Here is a 17,099-nt window from a genome sequence, read left to right as displayed (position 1 = left end):
CGCAGCGCCCGGACCCGCCCGCCCCGCCATCCCCCATCAGCTTCCAGGGAAACCGAGCACATGAACATCCACGAATACCAGGGCAAGGCCGTTCTCAAGGAGTTCGGCGCGCCGGTCTCCGCCGGCTTCCCCGCCCTGACGGTGGCGGAGGCGGTCGAGGCCGCCAAGAAGCTGCCGGGACCGCTCTATGTCGTGAAGTCGCAGATCCATGCGGGCGGCCGCGGCAAGGGCAAGTTCAAGGAGCTCGGCCCCGACGCCAAGGGCGGCGTGCGTCTCGCCAAGTCGGTCGAGGAGGTCGAGTCCCACGCCAAGGAGATGCTCGGCAACACGCTCGTGACCGCGCAGACCGGCGAGGCCGGCAAGCAGGTCAACCGCCTCTATATCGAGGACGGCTCCGACATCGAGAAGGAGTTCTACCTCTCGGCGCTGGTCGACCGCTCGACCTCGCGCGTCGCCTTCGTGATCTCGACGGAAGGCGGCATGGACATCGAGGCGGTCGCCCATGACACGCCCGAGAAGATCGAGACCATCACGGTCGATCCCGCCACCGGCATCATGCCCCATCACGGCCGCGCCATGGCGCGCATCCTCGGCCTCTCGGGCGACCTCGCCAAGCAGGCCGGCACCGTGCTGAGCCAGATCTACACCGCGTTCGTGGCCAAGGACATGGACATGCTGGAGATCAACCCGCTGATCGTGACGACGCAGGGCCAACTCAAGTGCCTGGACGCCAAGATCTCCTTCGATTCCAACTCGCTCTACCGTCACCCCGAGATCGTCGCGCTGCGCGACACGACGGAAGAGGACGAGAAGGAGATCGAGGCGTCGAAATATGACCTCGCCTATATCGCGCTCGACGGCACGATCGGCTGCATGGTCAACGGCGCCGGCCTCGCCATGGCCACCCTCGACATCATCCAGCTCTATGGCGAGAGCCCTGCGAACTTCCTCGACGTCGGCGGCGGCGCCTCGGAAGAGAAGGTGACGGCGGCGTTCAAGATCATCACCGCCGACCCGAAGGTGAAGGGCATCCTGGTCAACATCTTCGGCGGCATCATGAAGTGCGACGTCATCGCGCGCGGCGTCATCGCCGCGGTGAAGGCGGTCGGCCTGCAGGTCCCACTGGTCGTTCGGCTCGAGGGCACCAACGTCCAGGAAGGCAAGGACATCATCTCGTCCTCCGGCCTCAACGTCATCCCCGCCGACGACCTCGACGACGCCGCGCAGAAGATCGTGGCCGCGATCAAGAAGGTCTGATCGTGACGTACGCGGGAGCACTTATCGTTTCAGGATTGGTGGCGGCTCTGCTGTCACTGGCCCTGCTGCGTGTGCTTCCGCAGCTTGTCGGGAAATTCGGGGGGAGCAGAAGCAAGGCGTTCGCTCTCGTCGCCGGTTTTCTGCTGGTCGGCTTGATTTGGTTCGGCCTGCTGGATGCGCACCGTGATCTGTGCGTGGCGGACAATGCCGATGCCGAGTTCCGCTGTGACCTGTCTTTTCCGCTTCTCATCACAAGTTCGCTGAGCGTCTTGATTGTAATCCTGTCGCAAATCCCCTTTGCGGCGTCCGTATTCGCGCCCTCGGGGCTTCGACATAAGAGCGAGATCTAGATGTCCATCCTGATCGACAAGAACACCAAGGTCATCTGCCAGGGCTTCACCGGCAAGAACGGGACCTTCCACTCCGAGCAGGCCATCGCCTATGGCACGCAGATGGTCGGCGGCACCTCGCCGGGGAAGGGCGGTAGCTTGCATCTCGGGCTGCCGGTCTTCGACAGCGTCCACGAGGCCAAGGCCAAGACCGGCGCGACCGCGTCCGTCGTCTATGTGCCGCCTCCGGGTGCGGCCGATGCGATCTGCGAGGCGATCGATGCCGAGATCCCGCTGATCATCTGCATCACCGAGGGCATCCCGGTGCTCGACATGGTCAAGGTCAAGCGCTCGCTGGTCGGCTCCAAGTCGCGGCTGATCGGGCCGAACTGCCCCGGCGTCGTCACGGCGGGCGAGAGCAAGATCGGCATCATGCCGGCCAACATCTTCAAGCCCGGCTCGGTCGGCATCGTCTCGCGCTCGGGCACGCTGACCTATGAGGCGGTGTTCCAGACCACGCGCGAGGGCCTCGGCCAGACGACCGCGGTCGGCATCGGCGGCGACCCGGTCAAGGGCACCGAGTTCATCGACATGCTCGAGATGTTCCTGGCCGACGACAACACCAAGTCGATCGTGATGATCGGCGAGATCGGCGGCTCGGCCGAGGAAGACGCGGCTCAGTTCATCAAGGACGAGGCCAGGCGGGGCCGAAGCAAGCCGATGGTCGGCTTCATTGCCGGCCGCACGGCGCCTCCGGGCCGCCGCATGGGCCATGCGGGCGCGATCATCTCGGGCGGCAAGGGCGGCGCCGAGGATAAGATCGCGGCCATGGAAGCGGCCGGCATCCGGGTCTCGCCCTCGCCGGCGCGCCTTGGAAAGACCTTGGTCGAAGTGTTGAAGGGCTGAGGCCGCAGAGTGGCAAAAGGGCGTCAGGGTCGGGCGTGACCCGACCATCTCTCCCCTAGCCAGTCTTCGCAGAGATGCTCGGGTCAAGCCCGAGCATGACGACGTAGCAGGCAGGCAGGAAAAGGGCGGAAACGATCATGGCTCGCCAGGACATCAACGAGGCTCTCGCGCAGACGGGTTTCCTCTATGGCGGCAACGCGGCCTATATCGAGGACCTCTACGCCCGCTACCAGGCCGATCCGAAGTCAGTCGACGAGCAGTGGCAGGGCTTCTTCGCCGGGCTGAAGGACGAGGGCCAGGCCATCGTCCAGAACGCCAAGGGCGCCTCCTGGACCAAGCCGAACTGGCCGATCCACGCCAATGGCGAACTCGTCTCGGCGCTGGACGGCAACTGGGCCGTGGTCGAGAAGGTCGTTTCCGACAAGCTCAAGGGCAAGGCCCAGGCCAAGGGCGTCGAGATTTCGGCCGCAGACGTGCAGCAGGCGACGCGCGACTCGGTGCGCGCGATCATGCTGATCCGCGCCTACCGGATGCGCGGCCATCTCCATGCCAAGCTCGATCCGCTCGGCATCGAGAGCCGCACCGACCATGAGGAATTGTCGCCCGCGGCCTTCGGCTTCGGCGAGGCCGATCTCGACCGCAAGATCTTCATCGACAACGTGCTCGGCATGGAGTTCGCCACCATCCGCGAGATGGTCGCCGTGCTCCAGCGGACCTATTGCAGCACCGTCGGCATCGAGTTCATGCATATCTCCGACCCGGAGCAGAAGGCCTGGCTGCAGGAGCGCATCGAGGGGCCCGACAAGGAGATCGCCTTCACCCGCGAGGGCAAGAAGGCGATCCTCAACAAGCTCGTCGAGGCCGAGGGCTTCGAGAAGTTCATCGACCTCAAATACACCGGCACCAAGCGCTTCGGCCTGGACGGCGGCGAGTCGCTGATCCCGGCGCTGGAGCAGATCATCAAGCGCGGCGGCGCGCTGGGCGTGCGCGACATCGTCTTCGGCATGGCCCATCGCGGCCGCCTCAACGTGCTGACCCAGGTGCTGGGCAAGCCGCATCGCGCGCTCTTCCACGAGTTCAAGGGCGGCTCCTTCGCGCCCGACGACGTCGAGGGCTCGGGCGACGTGAAGGACCATCTCGGTGCCTCCAGCGACCGCGAGTTTGACGGCAACAACGTCCACATCTCGCTGACCGCCAACCCCTCGCATCTCGAGATCGTCGATCCCGTCGTGATGGGCAAGGCGCGCGCCAAGCAGGACCAGTTCGGCGACATCGTCGAGCGTTCCAAGGTGCTGCCGCTGCTGCTGCATGGCGATGCCGCCTTCGCCGGCCAGGGCGTGGTGGCCGAATGCCTTGGCCTGTCCGGGCTGAAGGGCCACCGCACCGGCGGTTCGATCCACTTCATCATCAACAACCAGATCGGCTTCACCACCTATCCGCGCTATTCGCGTTCCTCGCCCTATCCGTCAGACGTGGCGAAGATGGTCGAGGCGCCGGTGTTCCATGTGAACGGCGACGATCCGGAGGCGGTGGTGTTCGCGGCCAAGGTCGCGATCGAGTTCCGGCAGAAGTTCCACAAGCCGGTCGTCATCGACATGTTCTGCTATCGCCGCTTCGGCCATAACGAGGGCGACGAGCCGGGCTTCACCCAGCCGCTGATGTACCGCAAGATCCGCGGCCACAAGACGACGCTGGAGCTCTACACCGCCAAGCTCGAGGCCGAGGGCGTGATCCAGCCCGGCGAGGTCGACGAGATCCGGGCGAGCTGGAAGGCGAAGCTCGAGGTCGAGTTCGAGGCCGGGCAGTCCTTCAAGCCGAACAAGGCCGATTGGCTCGACGGCCGCTGGGCCGGCATGAAGGCGATCCGCGCCGACGAGGACGATCCGCGCCGCGGCGCCACCGGCGTCGATGCGGCCGTGCTCAAGGAGATCACCGAGAAGATCACCTCCGTGCCCCCGGGCTTCAACGTCCACAAGACGATCCAGCGCTTCCTCGACAACCGCCGCAAGGCGGTCGAGACCGGGCAGGGCATCGACTGGGCGACGGCCGAGGCGCTGGCCTTCGGCTCGCTGCTGCTCGACGGCAACCCGGTGCGCCTCTCGGGCCAGGATTGCGAGCGCGGCACCTTCAGCCAACGCCATTCGGTGCTGATCGACCAGGAGACGGAGGCCCGCCACACCTCGCTCAACCATATCCGCGAGGGACAGTCCCGCTACGAGGTCATCAACTCGATGCTCTCGGAGGAGGCGGTGCTCGGCTTCGAATACGGCTATTCGCTGTCGGAGCCGAATGCGCTGACCTGCTGGGAGGCGCAGTTCGGCGACTTCGCCAACGGCGCGCAGGTCGTGTTCGACCAGTTCATTTCCTCGGGCGAGCGCAAGTGGCTGCGCATGTCGGGCCTCGTCTGCCTGCTGCCGCACGGCTATGAGGGCCAGGGGCCGGAGCATTCTTCCGCCCGTCTCGAGCGCTTCCTGCAGATGTGCGCCGAGGACAACATGCAGGTGGCGAACTGCTCGACGCCGGCGAGCTATTTCCACATCCTGCGCCGCCAGCTGAAGCGCGACTTCCGCAAGCCGCTGATCCTGATGACGCCGAAGTCGCTGCTGCGCCACAAGCGCTGCGTCTCGACGCTGGAGGAACTGGCCGAGGGCTCGACCTTCCACCGCGTGCTGCACGACGACGCCGAGCGCGGCAACTCGACGACCAAGCTGGTCAAGGATTCGAAGATCCGGCGCGTCGTGCTCTGCTCGGGCAAGGTCTATTTCGACCTGCTGGACGAGCGCGAGAAGCGCGGCATCGACGATGTCTACCTGATGCGCGTCGAGCAGCTCTATCCGTTCCCGCTGAAGTCGCTGGCGCAGGAGCTGGCGCGCTTCAAGGGCGCCGACGTGGTGTGGTGCCAGGAGGAGCCGAAGAACATGGGCTCCTGGACCTTCGTCGAGCCCTATCTGGAGTGGGTGCTGGGCCATGCCGGCTCGAAGTCGAAGCGGCCGCGCTATGTCGGCCGCCCGGCCTCGGCCGCGACCGCGACCGGCCTGATGTCCAAGCATCTCGCCCAGCTCAACGCCTTCCTGGACGAAGCCTTCGCCGGCTGACGCCCAGACACCCAAAACGTCAGACAGAACAGAACAGAGGCCTGACATGGCGACCGAAATCCGCGTACCCACCCTCGGCGAATCCGTCTCCGAGGCGACCATCGGCAAGTGGTTCAAGAAGCCGGGAGACGCCGTGAAGGCGGACGAGCCGCTGGTCGAGCTCGAGACCGACAAGGTGACGCTCGAGGTCAACGCGCCGGCCGCCGGCGTGCTCGGCGAGATCGTCGCCAAGGAAGGTGACACCGTCGGTGTCAGCGCGCTGCTTGGCATGATTTCGGCTGGCGAGGGCAAGGCGGCTGCGCCTGCCGCCAAGGCCGAGGAGAAGAAGGCCGATACCGCTGTCGCGCAGGCCTCCGGCAAGGCCGGTGAGACGACCACGGCCGCCGCCGAGGCGAAGGCCGGCGAAGTGGCCGGCGACAGCGAGATCAAGCCCGCCACGAAGTCCGCCGATTCCGGCCCGGCCGTGTCGCGCCTGGCCGCCGAGAGCGGCGTCGACCCGTCCAAGGTCAATGCCTCGGGCAAGGACGGCCGCGTCACCAAGGGCGACATGCTGGCCGCGATCGCGACCGGCCCGGCGGTGGCTGCCGCGGCTCCGGCTGCGCCCGTGCAGGTCCGTGCGCCGTCGCCGGTCGACGACGCCTCGCGCGAAGAGCGCGTGAAGATGACCAAGCTGCGCCAGACCATCGCGCGCCGCCTCAAGGAAGCCCAGGCGACGGCCGCGATGCTGACCACCTTCAACGAGGTGGACATGTCGGCGGTGATGGCCCTGCGGAACCAGTACAAGGACGTGTTCGAGAAGAAGCATGGCGTGAAGCTCGGCTTCATGGGCTTCTTCGTGAAGGCCTGCGTGCAGGCGCTGAAGGAGATCCCCTCCGTCAACGCCGAGATCGACGGCACCGACATCATCTACAAGAACTACTACCATGTCGCGGTGGCCGTCGGGACCGACAAGGGCCTCGTCGTGCCGGTCGTGCGCGATGCCGACCAGCTCTCCATCGCCGGCGTCGAGAAGGCGATCGGCACGCTCGGCAAGAAGGCCCGCGAGGGTGCCCTCAAGATCGAGGACATGCAGGGCGGCACCTTCACCATCTCGAATGGCGGCGTCTACGGCTCGCTGATGTCGACGCCGATCCTGAACGCGCCGCAATCGGCGATCCTGGGCATGCACAAGATCCAGGAGCGCCCGATGGTCGTCGGCGGCCAGATCGTGGTGCGGCCGATGATGTATCTCGCGGTCTCCTACGACCACCGCATCATCGACGGCAAGGAAGCCGTGACCTTCCTGGTTCGCATCAAGGAAGCGCTGGAAGACCCGGCGCGTCTCGTCCTGGATTTGTGAGGGGTAGATGTTAAGCATACCGGTTCCGGATATCTATGCTCAGCATATTCGCGCTTTGCTTGAAGCAAGCAGCGATTTGGACAGTCTGTTGCAACAGCCCGGTTGGGATAAGCCGGATTGCTTGTCTGTTAAAGATTTTACAAGTTTCTTGACGCCGGCTCTGAGTGCATCGGCTGCCTCAGCTTTTGTCTTTATTTCCATGTCTTTATTGAGGATGATGGAACGGCGTTCTTCAGATTTTTCTACAATTACTTCTGGAATAGGCGAGGGGCTGAAAGAGAAGGGTTGGCAATCCGAAGATATTGATAGGTTGTCTTCTATCTTAAAGAAGATTGAGCCTGTAATAGTTAGTGAGAAGATAAAGGTCCTTTCGAAGGCGAGCGATATATTTTATTCAACTAATTATCATCTTCATAATTATAAAATATACACGGGCATGAAGCCTGTTTTCAACACAGAAAGAGATGATATAGCTGGTTTTATAGTCACCAGCCAACTTATGGTTCAGATATCCGACGGAATCGAAAGGGATTTGGAGTATTATATAGATGTTGGCCCTACTGAGTTGCGGTCACTAAGGGATGAGATTGATCGTGCGTTGAAAAAGCTAGATATTATTGATCGGCGTGCTGCCGATTGGGGGGAAAAGGTGATTCGCTATGACAATGAGTGAGTCTTTTCATCGCGGCGGCGCATCGGACTGGTTTGATCCGGGTGCGCAACAGCATGGACTTGCGCCGTTTCCGGCTGGGCAAAAAGCTAGCGCGCGTCGAGATTTGTCTAGTGGCATTAAAAGGGTTGATGTCTTCCCTGAGTTGCGGAAGCATGAAATTGAAGCAATAGAGCGGTTGTCAGCGCCGCTGTTCTATCCGGAGGTGCAAGAACCTCTGAAAGAGCATGAGTACATCTATCAAAAATTCAATGCGATTAGCGTTGGCGGGTTTGAGCGTGTTGCGGGTGGATCTGCCGTTGCAATTGGGTTTTTCGTGGCGGTCTCAGGTTTTTTAGAAAAGAACTATGTTTATATACCTCTTGGCATAGCGTTAATGTACGCTGGACGTTCGCTTATGAAACGATTTGCGCAACTCTCGTCTAATGCGCCGCTCTGAGAAAGTCCTTCTGTTCTTAATTCTGACGGGCTTGGCTATGGCTGGGCTCGCTTCTGCAATTTTGATGATCTTCTCTGACGCTGCGTTGTCTATCTTCGGAAGCATTCCCAACCGATTTATCGCTCTTGGTCTCTCAGAAAGTTTTCTGATATTTCTAGCATTTCAGACGTATTCGCGTATATTTCCAGATAGTCCTGTGCTGAACGCGCAGAAAAATATTCGTTCGGCCCGTTTTTTTCTCGGCGTGTTTGCGGCCTCGCCGTTCGCGCTGATGTCGTTTGATCAGATATACTTTGATGGGAAGCGATTTGAGTTAAAATTTGCTGAAGCTGGAACTGTTTCTGCTGTAATTATTATAGCATTTTTGGTTGCAATATACTTGAATACGCTTGAATATAACAGGATTTGTACTAACCCCAATCGCCGATGGTCGACTCGAGCGCCGGTCCGGTAAGTAGACAAGCAGGTGAGAATATAAATGTCCTACGATCTCGTCGTCATCGGAACCGGCCCCGGCGGCTATGTCTGTGCCATCCGCGCCGCCCAGCTCGGCCTCAAGGTCGCGGTGGTCGAGAAGCGCAAGAGCCATGGCGGCACCTGCCTCAATGTCGGCTGCATCCCCTCCAAGGCGCTGCTGCACGCCTCCGAGATGTTCGCCGAGGCGGGTCATGTCTTCCCGAGCCTCGGTGTCGTCGTGGGAACGCCCACGCTCGACCTCGGGCAGATGATGATCCACAAGAAGGAGACGGTGGACGCCAACGTCAACGGCGTCGCCTTCCTTTTGAAGAAGAACAAGATCGAGCCCTTCCACGGCACGGCCTCGATCCCGGCCGCCGGAAAGGTCGTCGTGACCGCCGAGGACGGCTCCACCAAGGAGCTGGAGACCAAGAGCATCGTCATCGCCACCGGCTCCGAGGCCGCCGGCCTGCCCGGCGTCACGGTCGACGAGAAAACGGTGGTGACCTCGACCGGCGCGCTCGAACTGACGAGCGTTCCCAAGGAACTCGTCGTGGTCGGTGCCGGCGTGATCGGTCTCGAGATCGGCTCGGTCTGGAGCCGCCTCGGTGCCAAGGTCACGGTGGTCGAGTATCTCGACCGCATCCTGCCGGGCATGGATGCCGAGGTCGCCAAGCAGTTCCAGCGCATCCTGGAGAAGCAGGGCTTCACTTTCCGCCTCGGCGCCAAGGTGACCAAGGTCGAGACGGGCAAGAAGGGCGGCGCGACGCTGACCGTCGAGCCCTCGGCTGGCGGCGAGGCGAGCACGCTCGCCGCAGACATCGTGCTGGTGGCGATCGGTCGCCGCCCGAACACGGACGGGCTCGGGCTGGAGGGTGCAGGCGTCGCCACCGAGCGTGGCCGCGTCGTGATCGACGACCACTTCAAGACCAATGTCGCCGGCATCTACGCCATCGGCGACGTGGTGCGCGGGCCGATGCTGGCGCACAAGGCCGAGGATGAGGGCGTCGCGGTCGCCGAGATCATCGCAGGCCGAGCCGGTCATGTGAACTACGATGCGATCCCGGGCGTCGTCTACACCTCGCCGGAGGTGGCTTCGCTCGGCAAGACCGAGGAGGAGCTGAAGGCGGCGGGCGTCGACTACAAGGTCGGCAAATTTCCCTTCACCGCCAATGGCCGCGCCCGCGCGATGCGCCAGACCGACGGCTTCGTGAAGGTGCTGGCCGATGCCAAGACCGACCGCGTCCTGGGCTGCCACATCATCGGGCCGCGCGCCGGCGACCTGATCGCGGAGGTGACCGTGCTGATGGAGTTCGGCGGCTCGTCGGAAGATCTCGCCCGCACCTGCCACGCCCATCCGACGCTGGCCGAGACGGTCAAGGAAGCGGCGATGGCCGTCGAGAAGCGCCAGATCCATATGTGAAGGGCGCCGATCTTCGCGTGTGGCCCCGTCTGGTATAAGATGGGGCCATGACGCGGAATGAGGCCACTGCCGAACTGGTCCGTTATACGGACGCCTTGCGCGATCGTGGAGCGCAGGCCGCGTTCGTTTATGGCTCGACGGCGCGCGATGAGGCCCGGGCCGACAGCGATATCGACATCTTCATCGATATCGAGCCCGGCCGAAAGTTCTCGCTGCTCGATCTGGCGGGAATGCAGCTCTATCTCGCAGATGAGCTCGGTGTCGAGATCGACCTGACGACGCGATCCAGCCTGCATCCGAAGCTGAAAGAGCAAATCGAGAGCGAGGCCGTCAGGATTTTCTGATGGCGCGGCGTCTCGATGTCTTCGTTCGGAACGCGGTGGTTGTGTAGGGAAGCACGACGGTCATCCCGGGCTTGACCCGGGATCCATCGTAAGGCTCCGGAACCCTATGATGGATCCCGGAGCTGCGCTGCTCCGCAGCTTGTCCGGGATGACGCAGCGGTGGTTTGTCAGTTCGAGCGTGCGCGAGACTACCCCCGCCGCGCCTTGAACGCCGTCAGCGTGTTCCTCAGCAGGCAGGCGATCGTCATGGGGCCGACGCCGCCGGGGACCGGGGTGATCGCGCCGGCGATGGCGGCGGCCTCCGCGAAGGCGACGTCGCCAGTGAGCTTGCCGTCGGGCAGGCGGTTGATGCCGACATCGATGACGGTGGCGCCGGGCTTGATCCACTCGCCCCTGACGAAGCCGGGGCGGCCGACGGCGGCGACGACTATGTCGGCGCGGCGCACCACGGCGGCCAAGTCCTTGGTGCGCGAATGGGCGATCGTCACCGTGCAGTCGGCCTGCAGCAGCAATTGCGCGACGGGGCGGCCGACGAGCTCGGAGCGGCCGATCACGACCGCCTCCAGCCCTGCAAGCGCGGGCAGGACGCTCTTCAGCAGCAGCATCGAGCCCAGAGGCGTGCAGGGCACGAGCAGATGCTCGGGGTCGACCTTGCCGCCGGCGAGGCGGCCGGCATTGAGCGGGTGCAGCCCGTCGACATCCTTGGCCGGGTCGATGGCGTCGATCACCGCGGCGGTGTCGAGATGCTTCGGCAGCGGCAGCTGCACGAGGATGCCGTCGACCGCGTCGTCGGCGTTGAGTTCGGCGAGCTTGGCCAGCAGCGCGGCCTGCGTCGTCTCGGCCGGCAGGCGGTGGGCGACCGAGTTCATGCCGACCTCGACGGCTAACTTCTCTTTTGATGCGACATAGACGCGGCTGGCCGGATCGTCGCCGACGAGGACCACATGCAGGCCCGGCACCTTGCCGCTCGTCGCCTTGATGCCGGCGACCTCGGTCGCGATCTCGCTGCGCAAGGCGGCGGCGATGGCCTTGCCATCGATCAGTCGGGCCTGCGGCATGGGGACACTCTCCATCGGCGGGAAGCCGCCCTCATGCGGCGCCGGCTTGCCCGCCGTCAAGCGCGCCGGTATCGATCGTGCATGGCCAGGCCGATGGAGATGCTGTTCCCGTGAGTATCGGTTTCGCCGCTGTGCCGTCCGCGCCGTCCTTTCGCCTGACCGCCGCCCGCGTGCCGCTCTGCCTGGTCGAGGCCGGCGGGCTCGCCGCCGATCGCGACGGGCTGGCGCTGGTCGATCTCGCGGTCGAGGACGGTCGCATCGCCTCGATCCTGCCGGCGGGTGCGGAGGGGCTGCAGGAGGGCCCTGCGCTCGATCTCGACGGCGGCATTCTGCTGCCGCGTCTGGTCGACTGCCATATCCATCTCGACAAGGGCCATATCTGGCCGCGCAAGCGCAACCCCGATGGCAGCTTCATGGGCGCACTGAACAGCGTGATGGCCGACCGCGAGGCGAACTGGTCGGCGACGGATGTGCGGGCGCGGATGGACTTCGGCCTGCGCTGCGCCTTCGCGCATGGCACCGCCGCCGTCCGGACCCATATCGATTCGCTGGGAAAGCAGATCGGCATCTCCTGGCCGGTGCTGGCTGAGCTGCGGGCCGAATGGGCGGGGCGGATCGCGGTGCAGGCCTCGCCGCTGTTCGGCATCCAGTTCGCGCTCGACGAAGGCCATATCCGCGATGTGGTCGCCGCGGTGAACGCGCATGGCAATCGCCTGTTCGGCTGTGTCAGCTACATGATTCCCGAGCTCGACGCGGCTCTGGACGTGATCTTCCGCACGGCGATCGAGAACGGCTTCGACCTCGATTTCCATGTCGACGAGACCAATGACCCGGCTGCACGCTCGCTGGAGCACATCGCCGACGCCGCCATCCGGCATCGCTTCACGGGCAAGATCCTGGCCGGGCATTGCTGCTCGCTGGCGCTGCAGGAGCCGCAAGCCGAGGCGCGCATCATCGCGAAGGTGAAGGAGGCGGGGATCGCCGTGGTCTCGCTGCCGATGTGCAACCTATATCTGCAGGACCGCCAGCCTGGCCGCACCCCGCGCTGGCGCGGCGTCACCGCGCTGCACGAGCTGAAGGCGGCCGGCGTGCCGGTGATGATCGCGTCGGACAACACGCGCGACCCGTTCTACGCCTATGGCGATCTCGACCTGATCGAGGTGCTGCGCGAGGGCACCCGCATCCTCCAGCTCGACCATGCCGGGACCGACTGGGCCAATGCGGTGGCGCGGACACCGGCTGCGATCATGGGGCTGGCCGGGCAGGGCGTGCTGTCGCCCGGCGGCCCGGCCGATCTGATCCTGACCCGGGCGCGGGACTGGACCGAGTTCTTCGCCCGCCCGCAGGCGGACCGCACGGTGCTGGTCGGCGGACGGGCGATCGACACGACGCTGCCGGACCATCGCGAGCTGGATCATCTGATGGGCGGTCGGTCGTGACGTCCGAACCGTCGATCCATCCTCGACGTCATCCTGGGCGGCCGAAGGCCGGCCCGGGATCCATCGTCGAGCGCATCGCCCTTCGACCGTCATCCCGGCGCTTCGCTGCGCTCGCGCCAGGATGACGGTCGAAGGGATCGAAGGGGTCGAGCCAACCTGGGAAACCCGAGAGCCATGACCACCCGCTACGACATCGCCGCGCTCAAGGCCCGCCTCGGCTCGATCCGCAGCGAGGACAATCCGGCGCTGGTGAAGCAGAAGAGCCGCGACTTCTTCTGGTACTCGCCGGTGCTGAAGCGCCAGCTCGACCATGTCACCGCCGATCTCGTGGTCTCGCCGGTGAGCGAGGCGCAGGTGCTGGAGGTGCTGGCGGCCTGCCACGCGCTGGGCATCCCGGTGACGCCGCGCGGCACGGGCACGGGCAATTACGGCCAGGCGATGCCGCTCTCGGGCGGGGTGCTGCTCGATCTCTCGGGCTTCGACAAGGTGCTCGACATCGCGCATGGCCGCTATGTCGCCGAGCCCGGCGCGATCATGGCGCGGATCGACGAGCAGACGCGGGCGCATTCACGGCAGGAATTGCGGTTGCACCCTTCGACCTACCAGACGGCCTCGATCGGCGGCTTCATCGCGGGCGGCTCGGGCGGTGTCGGCTCGATCAAATGGGGCGGCCTGCGCGACTGGGGCAACATCATCCGGCTGAGAGTCGCGACGATGGAGGCGCAGCCGCGCATCCTCGAACTGCAGGGCGAGGACCTGCACAAGGTCGCCCATGCCTATGGCACCAACGGCATCATCACCCAGGTCGAGATGCCGCTCGGGCCGGCCTATGAGTGGGTCGATGCGATCCTGGGCTTTCCCAGCCTGCGCGCGGCGACGGAGTTCGCCAACAGCCTCGGCGAGCAGGACGGGCTGGCGCTGAAGAACCTCTGTGTGGTTGCCGCGCCGGCGCCGCATGACTATTTCCTGCGCCACCGCAAATTCCTGCCGCGCGACAGCCATCTCGTCATCGTCATGGTCGCCGATTTCGCGGTCGAGTCGCTGCTCGCCTATGTGCGGCGCTTCAAGGGCGTAGAGCTGCTGCTGCGCTCGGACAAGCTGTCGCCGGAGGAGGCGAAGGGCCTGCCGCCGGCTTACGAGTTGGGCTGGAACCACACCACGCTGCGGGCGCTCAGGGTCGACCCCGCGATCACCTATCTGCAGGTGCTCTACCCCTTCCCGAACCAGGTCGATCTGGTCGATCGCATCCATGCCCGCTTCGGCGAGGAGGTGATCTGCCATCTCGAATTCGTCCGCTTCGATGGCAAGGTCACCTGCTTCGGCCTGCCGCTGGTGCGCTTCACCACGGAGGAGCGGCTGGAGGAGATCATGGCCATCCATGAGGAGATGGGCGCGCCGATCTTCAACCCGCACCGCTACACGCTGGAGGAGGGCGGCATGAAGCAGACCGACGAGGCGCAGCTGTCCTTCAAGCGCGAGGCGGACCCTCAGGGGCTGCTCAACCCGGGCAAGATGATCGCCTGGGAGGACCCGTCCTACGACTACAAGGCGGGCGGCACCTTCCTCTTCCGCAGCCTGTCCGAAGCCGGGGTCGGCTAGGTATGCGCGTGCTCGTCCTCCATGCCCATCCCAACCCGGAGAGCTATGGGGCTGCGCTGCATGCGGCGGTGGTCGAGGCGCTGATTGCGGCGGGGCACGAGGTCGATGATTGCGATCTCTATGCCGAGGGCTTCGATCCGGTGCTGAGCCGGGCCGAGCGCGTGGGCTACCACGACCTTGCCACGAACACCGATCCCGTCGCCGGCTATGTCGCGCGCGTCCAGGCGGCGGAGGCGCTGGTGCTGTGCTTCCCGGTCTGGAACTTCGGCTATCCGGCGATCCTGAAGGGCTTCTTCGACCGGGTCTTCCTGCCGGGGATCTCGTTCAAGCTGATCGAGGGCAAGGTCCGGCCCAATCTCTGGAACATTCGCCGGCTTGCCGCGGTGACGACCTATGGCGGCACGCGCTGGCGGGCGCTGCTGATGGGCGATCCGCCGCGCAAGGCGGTCTGCCGCGTGCTGCGGGCGGTCTGCCACCCGACGGCGCGGCCGCGCTATCTCGCCCATTACGACATGAACCGGGCGACGCCGGAAAGCCGGGCGGCCTTTCTCGCGTCGGTGACGGAGCGGATGCGCGCTCTGTGACAGCCGCCGCGGTCGTTGTCATCACACTGTCATCTTGGCGCGCGAACAGGCAGCCGGCGAAGCGACTTCCTGATCCGCATAAGGATCGAGACCGGGTTTCAGCTGGGGATCGCGCGAGATGACCAAGGCACTCGAAAAGAGCGTCGGCCGGGCCCTGCTCGTCACCGCGCGCCTGCACCGGGCCCGCATGGGCGAACGGCTCAACGCGCTCGGCCTCTTTCCCGGCCAGGAGCAGGCGCTGAAGGCGCTCCAGCCCGCGCCGATGACGATGGGCGAACTCGCCTCGCTGCTCAGGGTCAAGCCGCCGACCGTCTCCAAGACGATCGGGCGGCTGTCGCTGCAGGGGCTGGTGACGCGCGAGGGCGGCGGCCGCGACGGGCGCCTGGTGCAGGTCGCTCTCACCGAGAGCGGCCAGAAGACGGCGCAGGCGCTGGATGCGGTCTGGACGCAGGTCGAGGAGGAACTGCTCGACCGGCTCGACGGCAAGGAGCGCAAGCAGTTGCGCCGGCTGCTGCGCAAGGCCGCCAAGGGGCTCTCGAAGGCCGGTGTCGATGTGGACGACGCCGAAGCGGATGGCGACGAGGCCGACAACGACGCTTGAGCGCCCTGCGCCTGCGGGCGCCGCGTCCCGATCGCGCATGGAGTCCATGCGCGGAGCCGCTGGCCGACCGGGGCAAATCGGTCCAAACTGCGGCAGCCATTCTCGCCGCGCATGACGGGACCCGTATTGCCCGCCGTCTCCAGCCATCTTCCGGAAACCCGCCGCTCGCGGTTGATCGCCATCGGGCTGATCTGCGGGGCCGTGCTGTTCTTCGCCCTGCTCGACGCCAGCGCGAAATGGCTGTCGGCGCATATGGACCCGCTGCAGGCGGTGTTCGCGCGCTATGCCGGCAGCATGGTGCTGGTGCTGATGCTGCTGAACCCGTGGAGCCGGCCGGGCGTGCTGCGGACGAAGCGGCCGGTGCTGCAGGGCGTGCGTTCGCTGCTGCTGCTGGGCTCGACGGTCCTGAACTTCATCGCGATCAAATATCTGCAGCTCGCCGAGGCCGTCTCGATCATGTTCGCGGGCCCGCTGCTGGTGGCATTGGTGGCGGGCCCACTGCTCGGCGAATGGCCGGGGCCGCGCCGGATGGCGGCGATCGCAGTCGGCTTCCTCGGGGTGCTCGTGATCACGCGGCCGGGCTTCGGCGGCATGCATCCGGCTGCGATCCTGAGCGTCTTCGGCTGCATCTGCTACAGCTTCTACGCGCTCGCGACACGCCAGCTCGCGGCTTATGACCCGCCCGAGACGACGATGGTCTATTCCGGCGTCGCCGGGACGCTGGTGATGCTGCCGGTGATCCCCTTTGTCTGGACGATGCCGCAGACGCCGCTCGCCTGGGCGATCATGCTGGGGACCGGGCTGCTCGGCGGCTTCGGCCACTGGCTGCTGATCCTGGCGCACCGGCTGGCGCCTGCGACCGTGCTCGCGCCCTTCATCTATTCGCAGATCGTCTGGATGGTGCTGCTGGGCTGGGTCGTCTTCGGCCAGTTCCCGGATGGATGGACCTTCGCCGGCGCGACGATCGTGATCGCGTCGGGTCTTTACCTGCTCTATCGCGAGCGGGTGCGGAAGGTGCCGGGGACGGCGGCGCGGATCGATTGAGCGAGGCGATCAATCCCTCAGCCCTCATCCTGAGGAGCGCTCCTCAGGAGCGCGTCTCGAAGGATGCTCCAGCATGCGCCAGAGCCTCTTGACGCATCCTTCGAGACGCGCCTGCGGCGCTCCTCAGGATGAGGGCTGTGGAACCCTCACACCGTCACCTGCGTCCCCACCTCGACGACGCGGCCGGTCGGGATCTGGAAGAAGTTCGTGGCGTCCGTCGCGCTCTTGGTCAGCGAGATGTAGAAATTGTCCTGCCAGACCGGCATGCCCGATTGCGGCGAGGCCTTGATCGAGCGGCGCGAGAGGAAGAACGAGGTCGACATGATGTCGAACTTGAAGCCCTGCTTGCGCAGCACGGCCAGCCCCTTGGGCACGTTGGGGCTCTCCATGTAGCCATAGACCAGATCGACCCGCCAGAAATCGTCGGTGATGCGGGAGAGGCGCACGCGCTCCTCCTCGGCGACGCGCGGCGTGTCGGCGGAGCGCACGGTGAGGATGACGTTGCGCTCGTGCAGG

At 65.0% G+C, this 17,099-nt stretch carries 16 protein-coding genes; 14 read left to right on the top strand and 2 right to left on the bottom strand.

The window, feature by feature from the left end; genetic code table 11:
• Nucleotides 1-60 precede the first annotated feature (60 nt).
• The 9 genes from sucC to Q8M82_RS22775 all read left to right on the top strand — a co-directional run bounded on the left by sucC (nucleotide 61) and on the right by Q8M82_RS22775 (nucleotide 10,258).
• A complete protein-coding gene (gene sucC / locus Q8M82_RS22815; RefSeq protein WP_305693584.1) occupies nucleotides 61-1,257 on the top strand; it encodes an ADP-forming succinate--CoA ligase subunit beta in 1,197 nt (398 codons plus the stop codon).
• Nucleotides 1,258-1,259: 2 nt separating this feature from the next.
• Nucleotides 1,260-1,607 carry a hypothetical protein gene (locus tag Q8M82_RS22810; protein ID WP_305693583.1) on the top strand — a complete coding sequence of 116 codons (348 nt, stop codon included), beginning with the start codon at nucleotides 1,260-1,262 and terminating at the stop codon, nucleotides 1,605-1,607.
• A complete protein-coding gene (sucD, locus tag Q8M82_RS22805) occupies nucleotides 1,608-2,492 on the top strand; it encodes a succinate--CoA ligase subunit alpha (protein ID WP_305693582.1) in 885 nt (294 codons plus the stop codon).
• Between the two features lie 137 nt (nucleotides 2,493-2,629).
• The gene (locus Q8M82_RS22800; protein ID WP_305693581.1) at nucleotides 2,630-5,587 is read left to right on the top strand and encodes a 2-oxoglutarate dehydrogenase E1 component; all 2,958 of its coding nucleotides are present in this window, start codon (nucleotides 2,630-2,632) and stop codon (nucleotides 5,585-5,587) included.
• A gap of 46 nt (nucleotides 5,588-5,633) precedes the next feature.
• On the top strand, nucleotides 5,634-6,926 hold the full coding sequence (odhB, locus tag Q8M82_RS22795; RefSeq protein WP_305693580.1) for a 2-oxoglutarate dehydrogenase complex dihydrolipoyllysine-residue succinyltransferase: 1,293 nt from the start codon (nucleotides 5,634-5,636) through the stop codon (nucleotides 6,924-6,926).
• Between the two features lie 7 nt (nucleotides 6,927-6,933).
• Nucleotides 6,934-7,599 carry a hypothetical protein gene (locus Q8M82_RS22790; protein ID WP_305693579.1) on the top strand — a complete coding sequence of 222 codons (666 nt, stop codon included), beginning with the start codon at nucleotides 6,934-6,936 and terminating at the stop codon, nucleotides 7,597-7,599.
• Complete coding sequence (locus Q8M82_RS22785; protein WP_305693578.1) at nucleotides 7,592-8,035, top strand: hypothetical protein; 444 nt, start codon at nucleotides 7,592-7,594, stop codon at nucleotides 8,033-8,035. The genes Q8M82_RS22790 and Q8M82_RS22785 overlap by 8 nt, the downstream gene beginning before the upstream one ends.
• Before the next feature lie 478 nt (nucleotides 8,036-8,513).
• Complete coding sequence (gene lpdA / locus Q8M82_RS22780) at nucleotides 8,514-9,914, top strand: dihydrolipoyl dehydrogenase (RefSeq protein WP_305693577.1); 1,401 nt, start codon at nucleotides 8,514-8,516, stop codon at nucleotides 9,912-9,914.
• A gap of 47 nt (nucleotides 9,915-9,961) precedes the next feature.
• Nucleotides 9,962-10,258, top strand: coding sequence for a nucleotidyltransferase family protein (locus Q8M82_RS22775; protein WP_305693576.1), 297 nt, complete (start codon nucleotides 9,962-9,964; stop codon nucleotides 10,256-10,258).
• A gap of 188 nt (nucleotides 10,259-10,446) precedes the next feature.
• Here the strand turns inward: Q8M82_RS22775 and folD are convergent, their stop codons facing one another.
• Nucleotides 10,447-11,316, bottom strand: coding sequence for a bifunctional methylenetetrahydrofolate dehydrogenase/methenyltetrahydrofolate cyclohydrolase FolD (folD, locus tag Q8M82_RS22770; RefSeq protein ID WP_305693575.1), 870 nt, complete (start codon nucleotides 11,314-11,316; stop codon nucleotides 10,447-10,449).
• A gap of 110 nt (nucleotides 11,317-11,426) precedes the next feature.
• Between folD and Q8M82_RS22765 the strand changes: the two genes are divergently transcribed.
• The 5 genes from Q8M82_RS22765 (at nucleotide 11,427) to Q8M82_RS22745 (ending at nucleotide 16,583) form a co-directional block, all read left to right on the top strand.
• Nucleotides 11,427-12,755, top strand: a complete 1,329-nt coding sequence (locus Q8M82_RS22765; protein WP_305693574.1) for a cytosine deaminase — start codon at nucleotides 11,427-11,429, stop codon at nucleotides 12,753-12,755.
• Nucleotides 12,756-12,929: 174 nt separating this feature from the next.
• Nucleotides 12,930-14,354 carry an FAD-binding oxidoreductase gene (locus Q8M82_RS22760; RefSeq protein WP_305693573.1) on the top strand — a complete coding sequence of 475 codons (1,425 nt, stop codon included), beginning with the start codon at nucleotides 12,930-12,932 and terminating at the stop codon, nucleotides 14,352-14,354.
• Nucleotides 14,355-14,356: 2 nt separating this feature from the next.
• Nucleotides 14,357-14,938, top strand: a complete 582-nt coding sequence (locus tag Q8M82_RS22755) for an NAD(P)H-dependent oxidoreductase (protein WP_305693572.1) — start codon at nucleotides 14,357-14,359, stop codon at nucleotides 14,936-14,938.
• A 118-nt stretch (nucleotides 14,939-15,056) separates the two neighbouring features.
• Nucleotides 15,057-15,539: a MarR family winged helix-turn-helix transcriptional regulator gene (locus Q8M82_RS22750; protein WP_305693571.1), complete on the top strand. Its 483-nt coding sequence runs from the start codon at nucleotides 15,057-15,059 to the stop codon at nucleotides 15,537-15,539.
• Between the two features lie 111 nt (nucleotides 15,540-15,650).
• Nucleotides 15,651-16,583, top strand: coding sequence for a DMT family transporter (locus Q8M82_RS22745; protein ID WP_305693570.1), 933 nt, complete (start codon nucleotides 15,651-15,653; stop codon nucleotides 16,581-16,583).
• 146 nt (nucleotides 16,584-16,729) lie between these two features.
• Here Q8M82_RS22745 and Q8M82_RS22740 read toward each other — a convergent pair.
• Nucleotides 16,730-17,099: KUP/HAK/KT family potassium transporter (locus tag Q8M82_RS22740; protein WP_465248089.1), on the bottom strand; the 370-nt coding region annotated here is incomplete at its 5' end.

Source organism: Allobosea sp. (genome assembly GCF_030694325.1).
Lineage (GTDB): Bacteria > Pseudomonadota > Alphaproteobacteria > Rhizobiales > Beijerinckiaceae > Allobosea.
The sequence above is the reverse complement of the archived record's forward strand: the minus strand, read 5'-3'. Positions and strand labels throughout refer to the sequence as shown.

Coding starts and splice junctions, on each gene's coding strand:
- sucC (WP_305693584.1), top strand. CDS start 61: ATGAACATCCACGAATACCAGGGCAAGGCCGTTCTCAAGGAGTTCGGC.
- sucD (WP_305693582.1), top strand. CDS start 1,608: ATGTCCATCCTGATCGACAAGAACACCAAGGTCATCTGCCAGGGCTTC.
- Q8M82_RS22800 (WP_305693581.1), top strand. CDS start 2,630: ATGGCTCGCCAGGACATCAACGAGGCTCTCGCGCAGACGGGTTTCCTC.
- odhB (WP_305693580.1), top strand. CDS start 5,634: ATGGCGACCGAAATCCGCGTACCCACCCTCGGCGAATCCGTCTCCGAG.
- Q8M82_RS22790 (WP_305693579.1), top strand. CDS start 6,934: ATGTTAAGCATACCGGTTCCGGATATCTATGCTCAGCATATTCGCGCT.
- Q8M82_RS22785 (WP_305693578.1), top strand. CDS start 7,592: ATGAGTGAGTCTTTTCATCGCGGCGGCGCATCGGACTGGTTTGATCCG.
- lpdA (WP_305693577.1), top strand. CDS start 8,514: ATGTCCTACGATCTCGTCGTCATCGGAACCGGCCCCGGCGGCTATGTC.
- Q8M82_RS22775 (WP_305693576.1), top strand. CDS start 9,962: ATGACGCGGAATGAGGCCACTGCCGAACTGGTCCGTTATACGGACGCC.
- folD (WP_305693575.1), bottom strand. CDS start 11,316: ATGCCGCAGGCCCGACTGATCGATGGCAAGGCCATCGCCGCCGCCTTG.
- Q8M82_RS22760 (WP_305693573.1), top strand. CDS start 12,930: ATGACCACCCGCTACGACATCGCCGCGCTCAAGGCCCGCCTCGGCTCG.
- Q8M82_RS22755 (WP_305693572.1), top strand. CDS start 14,357: ATGCGCGTGCTCGTCCTCCATGCCCATCCCAACCCGGAGAGCTATGGG.
- Q8M82_RS22750 (WP_305693571.1), top strand. CDS start 15,057: ATGACCAAGGCACTCGAAAAGAGCGTCGGCCGGGCCCTGCTCGTCACC.
- Q8M82_RS22745 (WP_305693570.1), top strand. CDS start 15,651: ATGACGGGACCCGTATTGCCCGCCGTCTCCAGCCATCTTCCGGAAACC.